Annotated in this window: 10 protein-coding genes; 8 read left to right on the forward strand and 2 right to left on the reverse strand. The window is 61.3% G+C overall.

Features of this window, described 5'->3' with window-relative positions; translation table 11 throughout:
• Nucleotides 1–263 precede the first annotated feature (263 nt).
• Nucleotides 264–2,198: a dihydrolipoyllysine-residue acetyltransferase gene (gene aceF, locus KGB28_RS20415; protein WP_223447522.1), complete on the reverse strand. Its 1,935-nt coding sequence runs from the start codon at nt 2,196–2,198 to the stop codon at nt 264–266.
• 11 nt (nt 2,199–2,209) lie between these two features.
• Complete coding sequence (gene aceE / locus KGB28_RS20420) at nt 2,210–4,855, reverse strand: pyruvate dehydrogenase (acetyl-transferring), homodimeric type (RefSeq protein WP_223447524.1); 2,646 nt, start codon at nt 4,853–4,855, stop codon at nt 2,210–2,212.
• Nucleotides 4,856–5,238: 383 nt separating this feature from the next.
• Between aceE and glnE the strand changes: the two genes are divergently transcribed.
• The 8 genes from glnE (at nt 5,239) to KGB28_RS20460 (ending at nt 15,445) form a co-directional block, all read left to right on the forward strand.
• On the forward strand, nt 5,239–8,178 hold the full coding sequence (gene glnE / locus KGB28_RS20425; protein ID WP_223447526.1) for a bifunctional [glutamate--ammonia ligase]-adenylyl-L-tyrosine phosphorylase/[glutamate--ammonia-ligase] adenylyltransferase: 2,940 nt from the start codon (nt 5,239–5,241) through the stop codon (nt 8,176–8,178).
• 307 nt (nt 8,179–8,485) lie between these two features.
• The gene (gene waaF, locus KGB28_RS20430; RefSeq protein ID WP_223447528.1) at nt 8,486–9,520 is read left to right on the forward strand and encodes a lipopolysaccharide heptosyltransferase II; all 1,035 of its coding nucleotides are present in this window, start codon (nt 8,486–8,488) and stop codon (nt 9,518–9,520) included.
• 1 nt (nt 9,521) lies between these two features.
• Entirely contained in the window at nt 9,522–10,583 is a 1,062-nt protein-coding gene (waaC, locus tag KGB28_RS20435) for a lipopolysaccharide heptosyltransferase I (RefSeq protein WP_223447530.1), read from the forward strand.
• Nucleotides 10,583–11,704: a glycosyltransferase family 4 protein gene (locus tag KGB28_RS20440; protein ID WP_223447532.1), complete on the forward strand. Its 1,122-nt coding sequence runs from the start codon at nt 10,583–10,585 to the stop codon at nt 11,702–11,704. The genes waaC and KGB28_RS20440 overlap by 1 nt, the downstream gene beginning before the upstream one ends.
• Nucleotides 11,705–12,511 carry a lipopolysaccharide core heptose(I) kinase RfaP gene (rfaP, locus tag KGB28_RS20445; RefSeq protein ID WP_223447534.1) on the forward strand — a complete coding sequence of 269 codons (807 nt, stop codon included), beginning with the start codon at nt 11,705–11,707 and terminating at the stop codon, nt 12,509–12,511.
• A complete protein-coding gene (locus KGB28_RS20450; protein ID WP_150754782.1) occupies nt 12,511–13,245 on the forward strand; it encodes a lipopolysaccharide kinase InaA family protein in 735 nt (244 codons plus the stop codon). Before rfaP ends, KGB28_RS20450 begins: the two co-directional genes overlap by 1 nt.
• Nucleotides 13,242–13,994 carry a lipopolysaccharide kinase InaA family protein gene (locus KGB28_RS20455; protein ID WP_223447536.1) on the forward strand — a complete coding sequence of 251 codons (753 nt, stop codon included), beginning with the start codon at nt 13,242–13,244 and terminating at the stop codon, nt 13,992–13,994. Before KGB28_RS20450 ends, KGB28_RS20455 begins: the two co-directional genes overlap by 4 nt.
• Complete coding sequence (locus KGB28_RS20460; protein ID WP_223447538.1) at nt 13,994–15,445, forward strand: lipopolysaccharide kinase InaA family protein; 1,452 nt, start codon at nt 13,994–13,996, stop codon at nt 15,443–15,445. The genes KGB28_RS20455 and KGB28_RS20460 overlap by 1 nt, the downstream gene beginning before the upstream one ends.
• Nucleotides 15,446–15,628: the final 183 nt, after the last annotated feature.

The raw sequence follows: 15,628 nt of genomic DNA on the forward strand, positions 1-15,628 counted from the left end.
CATTCGAATAATGAACTAATCAACCAGTGGCTTTAAAAGTTGCCAGCGTAGTTTTGGGTGTTAAGGCTAAGTGTTTGCTGGCGGGAAAATATCGGGCAAAAAGGGATGGGGGGTGTGGGGCAATCAAACCAGGCATGTAGGACATTGCCTGCGTTTTGTGCAGGCAAAAAAAGCCCCGCCAAATTGGCGGGGTTGAGGTACGAGCGTGGCGCTCGGAAACGTGGAACGCGATCGGCCCTCCGGTGAAGGAGGGCCGGTCGGTGTTACAGGAGCATGGTGCGGATGTCGCCCAGCAGGTCGCTCAGACGCTTGGTGAAGCGTGCAGCAGCGGCACCGTTGATCACACGGTGATCGTAGGACAGCGACAGCGGCAGCATCAGTTTCGGCTGGAAGGCTTTGCCGTCCCAGACTGGCTGGATGGTTGCCTTGGAAACACCGAGGATCGCCACTTCCGGTGCGTTGACGATCGGCGTGAAGCCGGTGCCGCCAATGTGGCCGAGGCTGGAAATGGTGAAGCACGCGCCTTGCATCTCGTCCGACGAGAGCTTCTTGGTCCGGGCTTTTTCAGCCAGGGAAGCAGCCTCGGCGGCCAGTTGCAGCAGGCTCTTCTGGTCGACGTTCTTGATGACCGGTACCAGCAGGCCATCCGGGGTGTCGACGGCGAAGCCGATGTTTACGTATTTCTTGCGGATGATCGCTTTGCCGCTTGGCGCCAGCGAGCTGTTGAAGTCCGGCAGTTCCTTGAGCAGGTGCGCGCAGGTCTTGAGCAGCAACGGCAGGATGGTCAGCTTGACGCCAGCCTTCTCTGCAACGGCTTTCTGGGCAACACGGAACGCTTCGAGTTCGGTGATATCCGCCGAGTCGAATTGCGTCACGTGCGGCACGTTCAGCCAGCTGCGGTGCAGGTTGGCGGCGCCGACCTGCATCAGGCGGGTCATCGGCACTTCTTCGATTTCACCGAAGCGGCTGAAGTCCACGACCGGAATCGGCGGGATGCCCGCGCCACCGGTTGCGCCAGCAGCAGCGGCCGGTGCTTCCTTGGCCTTCTGCATCATGGCCTTGACGTAAACCTGCACGTCTTCTTTCAGGATGCGACCGTGCGGACCGCTGGCACCCACTGCGTTCAGCTCGACGCCGAATTCACGGGCCAGTTGACGCACGGCAGGGCCGGCGTGAACTTTCGCGTCAGGCTTGGCTGGAGCGGCAACCGGGGCAGCAACAGGTGCGGCGGCAGGTGCAACAGCGGCAGGTGCGGTCGCAGCAACAGGTGCGGCCGGTGCAGCGCCTTTGACTTTCAGCTTGAGGATCAGGTCGCCGGTACCGACTTCGTCATCGAGCTTGATGGAAACGCTTTCCACCACGCCAGCGGTTGGCGACGGGATTTCCATGCTCGCCTTGTCGGATTCCAGGGTGATCAGCGACTGGTCGGCCACAACGGTGTCGCCGGCCTTGACCAGGACTTCGATGATCTTGGCCTTGCCCGACGAGCCGATGTCCGGAACGTGGATGTCCTGAACGCTGTCGGCAACCGGTGCAGCCGGAGCTGCTACAGGAGCAGGCGCAGCGGCGGCAGCTGGAGCGGCAGCCTGGGCCGGAGCAGCAGCCGGTGCAGCAGCACCTGCCACTTCCAGATCCAGGATCAGGTCGCCGGTGCCGACTTCGTCGTTGAGCTTGACGCTGATGGCCTTGACCACGCCAGCGGCAGGCGACGGGATTTCCATGCTCGCCTTGTCGGATTCCAGGGTGATCAACGACTGATCAGCCGCGACGGTGTCGCCGACCTTGACCTGGATCTCGATGATCTGGGCCTTGCCCGACGAACCGATGTCCGGCACGTGCACTTGCTGAACGCTGGCAGCAGCAGCCGGCGCAGCAGGAGCAGGGGCGGCGGCAGGTGCGGCAGCCGGTTTGGCTTCAGCCTTGGCGGCTGGCGCAGCGGCAGCCGCAGGAGCCGCAGCAGCGGCACCTTCGACTTCCAGCTCCAGCAGTTCGTCGCCTTCTTTCAGGCGATCGCCCAGCTTCACTTTCAGGCTCTTGATGATACCGGCCTTCGGCGCAGGCACTTCCATGCTCGCCTTGTCCGACTCAAGTGTCAGGATGCTCTGGTCGGCTTCGATACGGTCGCCGACCTTTACAAACAGTTCAATTACTTCACCTTCACCGCTGCCGATGTCAGGTACGCGAATGAGTTCGCTCACAGAATCTCTCCTCAGCAGTCCAGTGGGTTGCGTTTTTCCGGGTTGATACCGAACTTGGCGATGGCCTCGGCCACAACCTTAGGTTCGATGTCGCCACGGTCAGCCAGTGCTTCCAGGGCTGCCAACACCACGAAATGACGGTCGACTTCGAAGAAATGACGCAGTTTCTTGCGGCTGTCGCTGCGGCCGAAACCGTCGGTGCCCAGGACTTTGAATTCCTTGGACGGTACCCACTGACGGATCTGCTCGGCGAACAGTTTCATGTAGTCGGTAGACGCGATGACCGGACCTTTACGGCCGTTCAGACACTCTTCGACGTAGCTCAGCTTAGGCTTCTGGCCAGGGTGCAGACGGTTGGTGCGCTCAACGGCCAGGCCGTCGCGACGCAGTTCGTTGAAGCTGGTAACGCTCCACACGTCGGCGCCGACGTTGAATTCTTCGCGCAGGATCTTCGCTGCTTCACGCACTTCACGCAGGATGGTGCCGGAGCCCATCAGCTGAACGTGGTGCGCCGCTTCGCGGTTGTCTTCTTCGAGCAGGTACATGCCTTTCTTGATGCCTTCTTCGGCACCGGCCGGCATGGCTGGCTGCTGGTACGACTCGTTCATCACGGTGATGTAGTAGAAGACGTCCTGTTGCTCTTCGGTCATCTTCTTCATGCCGTCCTGAATGATCACCGCCAGCTCGTAGCCGTAGGTTGGATCGTAAGTGCGGCAGTTCGGGATGGTCGCGGCCAGCAGGTGGCTGTGACCGTCTTCGTGTTGCAGGCCTTCACCGTTCAGGGTGGTACGGCCGGCGGTGCCGCCGATCAGGAAGCCACGGGTGCGGCTGTCGCCAGCGGCCCATGCCAGGTCGCCGATACGCTGGAAGCCGAACATCGAGTAGAAAATGTAGAACGGCAGCATCGGCTGGTTGTGGCTGGAGTACGAAGTACCGGCAGCGATGAAGGAGCTCATGGCGCCCGCTTCGTTGATGCCTTCTTCGAGGATCTGGCCCTTCTGGTCTTCCTTGTAGAACATCACCTGGTCTTTATCGACTGGCTCGTAGAGCTGGCCGACGGAGGAGTAGATGCCCAACTGACGGAACATGCCTTCCATACCGAAGGTACGGGCTTCGTCCGGGATGATCGGCACGATGCGCGGGCCGATTTCCTTGTCCTTGACCAGTTGCGCGAGGATCCGCACGAAGGCCATGGTGGTGGAGATTTCGCGGTCGCCCGAGCCGTCCAGGATCGCCTTGAGGGTGTCCAGTGGCGGAGTCGGGATGTTGAAGCTCTTGGCGCGACGCTGAGGTACGAAGCCGCCCAGTGCGGTACGGCGCTCGCTCAGGTAACGGGCTTCGGCGCTGCCTTCTTCCGGTTTGAAGAATGGCAGGTTTTCCAGTTCATCGTCCTTGACCGGGATGTCGAAGCGGTCGCGGAACAACTTCAGGCTTTCGACATCGACCTTCTTGGTGTTGTGCGCGGTGTTTTTCGCTTCGCCGGCACCGGTGCCATAACCCTTGATGGTCTTGGCCAGGATCACGGTCGGTTGTTCTTTGTGGTTGACCGCTTCGTGGTACGCCGCGTAGACCTTGTACGGGTCGTGGCCGCCACGATTGAGTTTCCAGATCTCGTCGTCGGACAGGTCTTCGACCATTGCCTTGAGTTCAGGCGTGTTGAAGAAGTGCTCACGCACGAACGCGCCGTCTTTGGCTTTGTAGTTCTGGTACTCGCCGTCGATGACTTCGTCCATGCGACGTTGCAGGATGCCGTCGACGTCCTTGGCCAGCAGTGGGTCCCAGAAACGGCCCCAGATGACTTTGGTCACGTTCCACTGAGCACCGCGGAACACGCCTTCGAGTTCCTGGATGATCTTGCCGTTGCCGCGAACCGGGCCGTCGAGGCGCTGCAGGTTGCAGTTGATGACGAAGATCAGGTTGTCGAGCTTCTCGCGGCCGGCCAGGGAGATCGCGCCCAGGGATTCTGGTTCGTCGCACTCGCCGTCGCCCAGGAAGCACCAGACTTTTTGCTTGCCGGCAGGAATGAAGCCACGGTGTTCCAGGTACTTCATGAAGCGTGCCTGGTAGATCGCCTGGATCGGGCCCAGACCCATGGATACAGTCGGGAACTGCCAGAAGTCAGGCATCAGCCAAGGGTGCGGGTAGGACGACAGGCCCTGACCGTCGACTTCCTGGCGGAAGTTGTTCATCTGGTCTTCGGTGATGCGGCCTTCCATGAATGCGCGGGCGTAAACGCCTGGCGAGGTGTGGCCCTGGAAGTAGATCAGGTCGCCGCCGTGTTCGTCGCTCGGGGCCTGGAAGAAGTAGTTGAAGCCGATGTCATACAGGGTCGCACTGGAGGCGAAGCTGGAGATGTGACCGCCGAGGTCAGAATCTTTCAGGTTCGTACGCATTACCATGGCCATCGCGTTCCAGCGTACCAGCGAGCGAATGCGGCGTTCCATGAACAGGTCGCCAGGCATGCGTGCTTCGTGGGTTACCGGGATGGTGTTGCGGTAAGGCGTGGTGATGGCGTAAGGCAACTGCGAACCGCTGCGGGTCGCCAGTTCACCCATACGGGTCATCAGATAGTGAGCACGGTCTTCGCCTTCTTTGTCGAGAACCGATTCCAGGGCGTCCAGCCATTCCTGGGTTTCGACGGGATCGAGGTCTTGCATGGCTTGCTCCAGGGCGGAAAGGCTTCCAGAATCGGTTGCCTGAGTTTGCGACTGGCCTTGTGGGCAGACGATATAAATTCTTGGATTGCCGATAGGTTGTTCCGGCGGCGTGTAGTTTTACTACAAATCTTCCGGCATTTCAGCCCGGCTAATGTATATACGAGTAGTAAAACTACAGAAGAGCGGCTTGTGGCCCCCGGCTGCGTTGTGAGAATAATCGTTAAGGTTGGTCTTTTTCCAACTACAGAAGGTAAAAGCTTGATGCTGGCTGCCAAAATTAAAGAAATTTCAGCTATTTCTAACTTTTGTTCGACAGTCCCTCAGGTAGTGGGTTTTCGCAAACCACTACATGCAGTCCGTTGTACGCCGATCAAGGATAGACCATGAGCCTCCCTTCGCTTGCCGAACTGCCCGCCATTCTCCTGCCGTTTATCACCCGCGCCGAGCAGTCGTTCCGGGCTGCCGTCGCCGCTCTGGACGATGACCACGGGCTGTCTGCCTGGACGCCGGAACGCTGGGCGCAATTTGCCCGCGTCACCGCCGCCAGCGATTTCGTGATTGAACAGTGTGTTCGTGACCCTTTGATGTTGCTGGAGCTGGTGCAGTCCGGCGAACTGGACCGCGGCTTCGCTCCCGGCGAGTTGTGCGGGCAGATCGCGGCCGCCGTGAGCGTGGCCGAGACCGACGATCTGCTTGGCCGCGCCTTGCGCCGCCAGCGTGCGCGCCATCAGGTGCGGATCATCTGGCGCGACCTGACCCGCCAGGCCGATTTGATCCAGACCTGTCGCGACCTTTCGGACATGGCCGATGCCAGCATCGATCAGGCCTATCAATGGTTGTACACGCGGCATTGCCAGCAGTTCGGCGTGCCGACTGGCCGGCGCAGTGGCGAGCCACAGCAGATGGTCATCCTCGGCATGGGCAAGCTCGGTGCCGTGGAGTTGAACCTGTCGTCGGACATCGACCTGATTTTCGCCTATCCCGAGGGTGGCGAAACCGTCGGCGTCAAACGCCCGCTGGATAACCAGGAGTTTTTCATCCGTCTCGGCCAGCGGCTGATCAAGGCCCTGGACCCGATGACGGTCGACGGCTTTGTATTCCGCGTCGACATGCGCTTGCGTCCCTACGGTTCGGCGGGCGCACTGGTGCTGAGCTTCAACGCGCTGGAGCAGTATTACCAGGATCAGGGGCGCGACTGGGAACGCTACGCGATGATCAAGTCGCGGGTGGTGGCCGGGGATCAAGTAGCCGGGGCGCAACTGCAAGACATGCTGCGGCCATTCGTCTACCGGCGTTACCTGGATTTTTCCGCCATCGAAGCGCTGCGCACCATGAAGCAGCTGATCCAGCAGGAAGTGCGGCGCAAGGGCATGGCCGACAACATCAAGCTCGGTTCCGGCGGAATTCGTGAAGTCGAGTTCATTGCCCAGGCCTTTCAGTTGATCCACGGCGGCCGCGATCTGAGCTTGCAACAGCGTCCACTATTAAAGGTGCTGAGCACGCTGGAAGGTCAGGGTTACCTGCCGCCGGCCGTGATCAGCGAGCTGCGTGAAGGTTACGAATTCCTGCGTTACACCGAACACGCGATTCAGGCGATTGCCGACCGCCAGACGCAAATGTTGCCCGTTGGCGAGCAGGATCAGGCGCGCATTGCCTTTATGCTGGGTTTCGCCAACTGGACGGCGTTCCACGAGCAACTGATGTATTGGCGCGGCCGCGTGGCTTGGCACTTCGGGCAGGTGATCGCCGATCCTGATGAAGAGCAGGGCGCCGAAAGTGAAGTGGTAGTCGGCGGTGAGTGGTTGCCGCTGTGGGAAGAGGCCCAGGACGACGAGGCCGCTTGCCGCCAACTGGAGGAGGGTGGTTTCAAGGATGCTCCCAAAGCCTTGAGAGCCCTGGCCGGATTGCGCGGTAGCCCGCAATTGAGGGCAATGCAGCGTCTGGGTCGCGAACGTCTCGATGCTTTTATTCCGCGTTTGCTGGCACAGGCCGTGGAACATGACAATCCGGACCTGGTACTGGAACGGGTGCTGCCGCTGGTCGAAGCCGTGGCCCGTCGTTCCGCGTACCTGGTGCTGCTAACCGAGAACCCCAGTGCGTTGCGGCGGTTGCTGACGCTGTGCGCGGCGAGCCCGTGGATCGCCGAGCAAATCACCCGCTTCCCGTTGCTGCTCGACGAATTGCTCAACGAAGGCCGGCTGTTCAAACCGCCACTGGCGCCAGAACTGGCGGCTGAATTGCGCGAGCGCCTGACACGGATTCCCGAGGACGACCTCGAACAGCAGATGGAAGCCCTGCGTCACTTCAAGCTGGCGCACCGCTTGCGGGTGGCGGCTTCGGAAATCGCCGGCAGCCTGCCGCTGATGAAAGTCAGCGATTACCTGACCTGGCTCGCCGAAGCGATCCTGGAGCAGGTGCTGGCACTGGCCTGGCGGCAAACCGTGGCCAAGTACGGCACGCCGCTGCGCACCGACGGCACCTTGTGCGATCCCGGCTTCATCATTGTCGGTTATGGGAAAGTCGGCGGCCTGGAACTCGGGCATGGTTCGGACCTGGACCTGGTGTTCATCCACGACGGCGATCCGCAGGCTGAAACCGATGGCGTCAAACCCATTGATGGCGCGCAATTTTTCACCCGGCTGGGGCAGCGGATCATTCACTTGCTGACGGCGCAGACCAACTCCGGGCAGTTGTATGAAGTGGACATGCGTCTGCGGCCGTCCGGTGCGTCGGGCTTGCTGGTGAGTTCCCTGGGGGCGTTTGCCCGTTATCAGGAGAACGAAGCCTGGACCTGGGAACACCAGGCGCTGGTGCGGGCGCGAGTGCTGGTGGGCAGTCAGGATGTCGGCCAGGCCTTCGAGAAAGTCCGCGCCGCGATATTGGGCAAGACGCGTGATCTACCGACCCTGCGCCAGGAGGTCAGCGAGATGCGCGCCAAGATGCGCGATAACCTCGGCAGCAAGAGCACGGCGGCCGGCACCGGGGCAAATGCCTTCGAAGCCACGGCGCCGTTCGATATCAAGCAGGACGCCGGAGGTATCGTCGATATTGAATTTATGGTGCAATACGCCGCCCTGGCGTGGTCTGAAACACACCCGCCATTGCTGCGCTGGACGGACAACATCCGCATTCTGGAAGAGCTGGAGCATGAAGGGCTGATGCCCGTCGAAGATGCCAGCCTGTTGCGTGAAGCGTATAAAGCGTACCGCTCCGCCGCCCACCGGCAGGCCTTGCAGAAGGACCCCGGGGTGATTCCGGGCGACCAGTTCACGGACGAACGGCGGCAGGTCATGCGGATCTGGCGTGAGCTGGGGCTAAGCTGAAACGGGATATTTGATACGCCCAATATCCCCTGTGGGAGCGAGCTTGCTCGCGATGGCGGAGGTACAGTCACCATTGATGTTGGATGTGACGCCCTCATCGCGAGCAAGCTCGCTCCCACAGTAAATCTGCAATGTCATGCAGATAGATGTACATAAATACCCAATGTGGGAGCGAGCCTGCTCGCGATAGCGGAGTGACAGTCGACAGCAATGTTGAAGGTGATGACCCATCGCAAGCCGCCGTGCTCCCGCAGAGATTTTCGAGGCGGGGAGGCGTAGGCCTCCCCGGTTCGTTTATGGAAACCACATGAAAATTCTGATCGTTGGGCCCAGTTGGGTCGGTGACATGGTGATGGCGCAGACACTTTTCCAGTGTCTGAAACAACGCCACCCGCAATGCGAAATCGACGTGCTGGCCCCCGAGTGGAGCCGGCCGATTCTTGAGCGCATGCCCGAAGTTCGCCAGGCCTTGAGCTTTCCGCTCGGTCACGGTGTCCTGGAGCTGGCGACACGTCGGCGCATCGGCAAATCCCTGGCTGGCCTGTACGACCAGGCGATCCTGTTGCCCAACTCCCTTAAGTCGGCGCTGGTGCCGTTCTTTGCCGGCATCCCGAAACGCACCGGCTGGCGTGGCGAATTTCGCTATGGCCTGCTCAATGACGTGCGCACGCTGGACAAGGATCGTTATCCGCTGATGATCGAGCGCTTCATGGCCCTGGCTTACGAGCCGGGCGTTGAACTGCCAAAACCCTATCCGCGTCCGACACTGCAGATCGACCCGGTTACCCGCGAAGCGGCGCTGGCCAAATTCGGCCTGACCCTCGACCGCCCAGTGTTGGCCCTGTGCCCCGGTGCCGAGTTCGGCGAGTCCAAGCGCTGGCCATCCGAGCATTACGCCAAGGTTGCCGAAGCGAAGATCCGCGAAGGCTGGCAAGTCTGGCTGTTCGGTTCGAAAAACGATCACGCCGTGGGCGAAGACATCCGCGCGCGGCTGATTCCCGGTCTGCGTGAAGAGTCAGTGAACCTCAGTGGCGGCACCTCGCTGGCCGAAGCCATCGACCTGATGTCCTGTGCCGATGCGGTGGTGTCCAACGACTCCGGCCTGATGCACGTCGCCGCCGCGCTGAACCGCCCGCTGGTCGCGGTCTACGGTTCGACGTCGCCGGGTTTCACGCCACCGTTGGCCGAGCATGTCGAAATCGTACGCCTGGGCATCGAGTGCAGCCCGTGCTTCGATCGCACCTGCCGTTTCGGCCATTACAACTGCCTGCGTCAGCTCATGCCGCAGGCCGTGAACGAAGCCTTGCAGCGGTTGCAAGGCACTCCGGTCGAGGTCAAATAGCTTGCGGGTTCTGTTGATCAAGACTTCTTCGCTGGGCGACGTCATTCACGCGTTGCCGGCGTTGACCGACGCGGCGCGGGCGATTCCCGGCATCAAATTCGACTGGGTGGTGGAAGAAGGCTTTGCCGAGATCCCGACCTGGCATCCGGCGGTGGGCAAGGTGATTCCGGTAGCGATCCGTCGCTGGCGCAAAAACATCTGGCAGACCATCAAGAGCGGTGAGTGGAAGCGCTTCAAGCAAAGCGTTCGCGCCACCCAATATGACTTGGTGATCGACGCCCAGGGCTTGCTGAAAAGCGCCTGGCTGACCCGTTACGTCAAGGCCCCGGTGGCCGGCCTCGATAAAAACTCGGCGCGCGAGCCCATCGCTGCGCGCTTTTACGATCGACGCCTGGCCGTTGCCCGTGGGCAGCACGCGGTGGAGCGAGTGCGTCAGTTGTTCGCCATCGCGCTGGGCTATGACTTGCCCAAAGGCCTGGGCGATTACGGACTGAATATCGAGCGTCTGGTGGAATTGCCGCGCAAGAATCCGTACGTGGTGTTTCTGCATGGCACCACCTGGGACACCAAGCACTGGCCCGAAGCCTACTGGCGTGAGCTGACCGAACGGGTCGGCTACCTGGGTGTCGGGGTGAAGTTGCCGTGGGGCAATGCCCTGGAGAAAGCCCGGGCCGAGCGCATCGCTGCCGGTTTCAAACACGCCGAAGTGTTGCCCAAACTGAACCTGGCCGGTGTCGGCAAGGTGCTGGCGGGCGCACAGGCCTGCGTGGCGGTGGACACCGGCCTGGGCCATCTGGCCGCCGCACTGGATGTGCCGACGCTGTCGCTGTTCGGCCCGACCAATCCGGGCCTGACCGGCGCCTATGGCAAAGTGCAGATTCACATGGCCAGCGACTTCCCTTGCGCGCCGTGCCTGCAAAAGAAATGCACTTACCAACCGACGGCCGAAGATGGCCGTCAGTTTGACCTGAAACGCGAGTGGCCCCTGTGCTTCACGCGTCTGAATCCCGAGCGTGTCGCCAGCCGACTGAGCACGTTGTTAATGGCTGAGGAGCTGCGCTGATGCAATTGGCATTTGTCTTGTACAAGTATTTTCCGTTTGGCGGCTTGCAGCGCGATTTCATGCGAATCGCCCTGGAGTGCCAGAAGCGCGGCCATCAGATTCGTGTCTACACGCTGATCTGGGAAGGCGACGTACCGCCGGGTTTCGAAGTGCTGGTGGCGCCGGTCAAGGCGTTCTTCAACCATCGCCGCAACGAGAAGCTCAGCGAGTGGATGGAGGCGGACCTGGCCAAGCGCCCGGTGGACCGCCTGATCGGCTTCAACAAGATGCCGGGCCTGGACGTCTACTACGCCGCCGACGGCTGCTTCGAAGACAAGGCACAGAACCTGCGTAACTCGCTGTATCGCCGTTGGGGCCGCTATCGCCACTTCGCCGAATACGAGCGGGCGGTGTTCGCCAAAGAGGCGAAGACCGAAGTGCTGATGATTTCCGAGGTCCAGCAGCCGTTGTTCATCAAGCATTACGACACGCCGCTGGAGCGCTTCCACCTGCTGCCACCGGGCATCGCCCAGGACCGTCGCCGACCGGCCGATGCCGATGAAATTCGCGCAGGGTTCCGCGCTGAGTTCGATCTCAAGGACGACGAACTGCTGCTGGTGCAGATCGGCTCCGGGTTCAAGACCAAAGGCGTGGACCGCAGCCTCAAGGCATTGGCGGCATTGCCCGCTGATCTGAAGAAACGCACTCGCCTGTTTGTAATCGGCCAGGACGACCCCAAATTATTCCAGATGCAGAGCGCGACATTGGGGCTGGGCGACAACGTCACCTTCCTCAAGGGGCGCAGCGATATTCCGCGTTTCCTGTTGGGTGCCGACCTGTTGATCCATCCGGCGTACAACGAAAATACCGGCACCGTGCTGCTCGAAGCCCTGGTGGCCGGCCTGCCGGTGCTGGTGAGCGCGGTGTGCGGTTACGCCCATTACATTGCCGAGGCCGATGCGGGCCTGGTGCTGGACGAACCGTTCGATCAGGCACAACTGACGCAGTACCTGACCGGCATGTTGAACGACGCTCAAGCAAGGGCGGCCTGGAGCCGCAAGGGTCTGGCCTTCGCCGAAACGGCCGACCTCTACAGCATGCCGCAGCACGCGGCCGATGTGATTCTGGCGGAGCACGCTTAAATGAAGTTGATGCTGGCTGAACCGTTCAAGAGCCTCTGGGCCGGACGCGACCCGTTCGCCGAAGTCGAGGGGCTCAAGGGCGAGGTGTACCGCGAGCTGGAAGCGCGCCGGACATTACGCACGGAAGTCGACGGCAACGGGTTTTTCGTGAAAATCCACCGTGGCATCGGCTGGGGCGAAATCTTCAAGAACCTGCTCACCGCCAAGTTGCCGGTTCTCGGCGCAGGCCAGGAGTGGAAGGCCATTCAGCGCCTGCAGGAAGTCGGCGTGCCGACCATGACCGCCGTCGCGTATGGCGAGAAGGGCAGCAACCCGGCCGACCAGCACTCGTTCATCGTCACCGAAGAGCTGGCGCCCACGGTCAGCCTCGAAGACTTCAGTATCAACTGGATCCGGCAGCCGCCCGAGCCAAAACTCAAGCGCGCGCTGATCGCCGAAGTCGCACGCATGACCGGCATGATGCACCGCGCCGGGGTCAACCACCGCGACTGCTACATCTGCCATTTCCTGCTGCACACCGACAAGCCGGTGACCTTTGATGACTTCAAGCTTTCGGTAATCGACCTGCACCGAGCCCAGACCCGCCCGACGATCACCTCGCGCTGGCGTAACAAGGATCTGGCGGCCCTGTACTTTTCGGCCCTGGACATTGGCCTGACCCGCCGCGACAAGCTGCGTTTCCTCAAGGGCTATTTCCAGCAGCCGCTGCGTCAGATCCTGAGCGAAGAAGCTGGGCTGCTGAGCTGGCTCGACGGCAAGGCCAACAAGCTCTACGAGCGTAAACAGCGATACGGGGATGCGCTCTGATGTCGGGTTGGAAACTGGATCCGGCCTACAGCGAGCTGGCCGATGACTTTGGCAGCCTCGAGGCTGTGTTTGCGCTGCAAGGCGAGCGTTTGACCAGTGACGTGCTCTCGGAGGTCATCCGTGTCGAGCGCAATGGCGTCAACTATTACGTCAAACGGTATGTGGGCGCTGGCAAAGGCTTGCGGCGTTACCTGGGCAAGCCTCGGGTGAAGATGGAATGGCAGAACCTCAAGCGCTTCGCCAAGTGGGGCATCCCCACTGCCGAAGTGGTGGCCTGGGGGCTGGAACGACGTGGTGCGGCCTACGCTCGCGGCGCGATGATTACCCGGGAGCTGCCGCGTACCGAAGACTTGTCGGCATTGGCCGAGCGGCGCGATCCGAAATTGTCGGATCGCGCCTGGGTCGATACCGTCAGTCGTCAGCTGGCCCAATACACCCGGACCATGCACGACCACCGCTTCACCCATAATGATTTGAAGTGGCGCAACCTGCTGATCGACGATGAGGCTCGAGTGTTTTTGATCGATTGCCCCAACGGCGATTTCTGGCGCGGTTTCTGGCTCAAGTACCGTATTACCAAGGATCTGGCGTGCCTGGACAAGGTCGCCAAGTATCAACTGTCGGCTACCCAGCGCCTGCGCTTTTACCTGCAATACCGCAACCGGACCCGGCTCAATGCTTCGGACAAGAAACGCATCCGGCACGTGGTGAGATTTTTCGAGGGACGCGAATGACTGATTTTCTGGCCGCTGAAGACCGTGCGCTGCTTGAGCGCCATGGCCTCGGCACGTTCGAGGCGCTCTGGGCCAAACAGCTCGATGCGGTGGACGAACCCAACACCGGTCGCGGCGGCTGGAGCAGCGTGTTTCGGCTGGATCTGGAAGGTCATGGTTTCTACCTCAAGCGTCAAAGCAACTACCTGACCCGCACCTTGCGCGCGCCGTTCGGCGAGCCGAGTTTCGCTCGCGAGTTTCGCAACATCTCCCGTTACCGGAAGATGGGCATTCCGGCGCTGGAAGCGGTGTTCTACGGGGAGCGCAAGGTCAATGGCGAGGTCCGCGCGATCCTGCTGACCCGCGCCCTGGACGGTTGGGACGACCTCGACTCGCTGTTGCAGCGCTGGGCTCAATTGAGCCCTGAGCAGCACTCGGAAATCCTCAAGGCCAGTGGCGAACTGGCCCGGCAACTGCACGCCGCACGCCAGGTGCATGGTTGCTTCTATCCCAAGCACATTTTCATGCGCGCCACCGGCAATGGCTATCAGGCTCAATTGATCGATCTGGAAAAGACCCGGCCGCTGCTGTACGGGCAGCGTGACCGAATCAAGGATCTGGAGCCGCTGACGCGTCGCGCGCCCGAGTGGGGTGAGTCGCAACTGCGGCAATTGCTGGCCGCCTATCTGGATCAACCGCAGGACAGCTCGCTGATCGACAACTGGCTGCAGCGTTTGACCGCTCGGCGCAGCCAGAAGGGGCCGCGCTGATGCGTTTATCCGAGTTGAAGTCCGCCGGCCGCAATCCGGTTTTGCCGCTGAGCGTTTCGCTGGCCGACGCCGCCGGCCCCGCCGAGCTACAACTGCTGAGCCTGTTGCGGGTGTTGCCGGGGCAGCGTTATGTCGGTGCCGGCGTCTGGCGTGGCCGGCCGGTGTTGGCCAAATTGCTGGTCGGCAGCAAGGCCCCACGGCATTTTCAGCGTGAGCTGGACGGCGTGCGCCTGCTCTCTGCCCAAGGGCTGACCACGCCGCAGCTGTTGGCCGATGGCCTGAAGGAAGGCGAGGGTGGCTGGCTGCTGTTTGATTTCCTTGAGCATGCCGAAAGCCTGGGCGACACCTGGAAGCAGGTTGAGCAGCAGCCCGTACTGTCCGATGGGCAAGGCGCGGTGCTGGCCGAGGCGTTGGGTGCGATCGGTCAGATGCATCGCAAGGGCCTGTGGCAGGAAGACCTGCATCTGGACAACTTGCTGCGCCAGGGCGGTCGCCTGTACCTGATCGATGGCGCGGGTATCTGCGGCGAGACGCCTGGCCAGCCGCTGTCCCGGCAGAAGGTTCTGGAAAACCTCGGGGTGTTCTTTGCCCAGTTGCCGAAGTCGATCGAACCCTTCATTGAAGAGTTGCTGGTGTATTACCTGCTCAGCAACGGCGAGCACGCCTTGCCCATGGAAGCGCTGCAGAAGCAGATCGACAAGGTCCGCAGTTGGCGTCTCAAGGACTTCCTGATCAAGGTTGGCCGCGAGTGCACGCTGTTCAGCGTCCAGCGCGGGGCCTTCGGATTGCGGGCGATTCGCCGCGAGGAAGAGTCGTCGATGGTGCCGGTGCTGGAGCAGGCCGACGCCTTGCTCGATCAGGGGCATCTGTACAAGACCGGCGGTGCGGCGAGTGTCGGCAAGGTCGAGGTGGATGGCCGCACACTGGTGATCAAGCGCTACAACATCAAGGGTTTTGCCCACTGGCTCAAGCGCTTCTGGCGCCCGAGCCGGGCCTGGCATTCATGGCGCGAAGGCAACCGCCTGGCGTTCCTCGGGATTGCCACGCCCAAGCCGCTGGCGTTGCTGGAAAAGCGTTTTCTGTGGCTGCGCAGCCGGGCTTACCTGATCACCGAGTACCTGCCGGGGCCGGACATCATCGAGCGTTTTGCGCCGTATGTTGAGCGTGGCGATGCACCGGAAGCCGAGCTGGTGGCACTGGATCATCTGTTTGCCGAGTTGATTCGCGAACGCATCAGCCATGGCGACTTCAAGGGGCATAACCTGTTCTGGGAACAGGATCGCTGGGCGTTGATCGACCTCGACTCGATGTGCCAGCACGGTTCTCTCGGCAGTTTCGCCCCGGCGTATGCCAGGGATCGCGCGCGGTTCATGCGCAATTGGCCTGAAGGCAGTGCCCTTTACCAGGTCATCGATCAGCGGTTGCCCAAGGACATCTCAGGCGCTGCTTAAACCGCTATCGCGAGCAAGCTCGCTCCCACAGGGGTTGTTGGTGAACACAAAACCTGTGGGAGCGGGCTTGCTCGCGAAGGGGTCGGAACTACCAACCAAGAAAGCAGACAGGTTCTTGTGATCCGTCCTACGCGATCTTGGGAAGTCATGAACTGTGGCCCAAATCGCCCCGATGCTAGTTTG

The sequence above is a fragment of the Pseudomonas sp. BF-R-19 genome (assembly GCF_019956445.1).
Lineage (GTDB): Bacteria > Pseudomonadota > Gammaproteobacteria > Pseudomonadales > Pseudomonadaceae > Aquipseudomonas > Aquipseudomonas fluorescens_BH.

Coding starts and splice junctions, on each gene's coding strand:
- aceE (WP_223447524.1), bottom strand. CDS start 4,855: ATGCAAGACCTCGATCCCGTCGAAACCCAGGAATGGCTGGACGCCCTG.
- glnE (WP_223447526.1), top strand. CDS start 5,239: ATGAGCCTCCCTTCGCTTGCCGAACTGCCCGCCATTCTCCTGCCGTTT.
- waaF (WP_223447528.1), top strand. CDS start 8,486: ATGAAAATTCTGATCGTTGGGCCCAGTTGGGTCGGTGACATGGTGATG.
- KGB28_RS20440 (WP_223447532.1), top strand. CDS start 10,583: ATGCAATTGGCATTTGTCTTGTACAAGTATTTTCCGTTTGGCGGCTTG.
- rfaP (WP_223447534.1), top strand. CDS start 11,705: ATGAAGTTGATGCTGGCTGAACCGTTCAAGAGCCTCTGGGCCGGACGC.
- KGB28_RS20450 (WP_150754782.1), top strand. CDS start 12,511: ATGTCGGGTTGGAAACTGGATCCGGCCTACAGCGAGCTGGCCGATGAC.
- KGB28_RS20455 (WP_223447536.1), top strand. CDS start 13,242: ATGACTGATTTTCTGGCCGCTGAAGACCGTGCGCTGCTTGAGCGCCAT.
- KGB28_RS20460 (WP_223447538.1), top strand. CDS start 13,994: ATGCGTTTATCCGAGTTGAAGTCCGCCGGCCGCAATCCGGTTTTGCCG.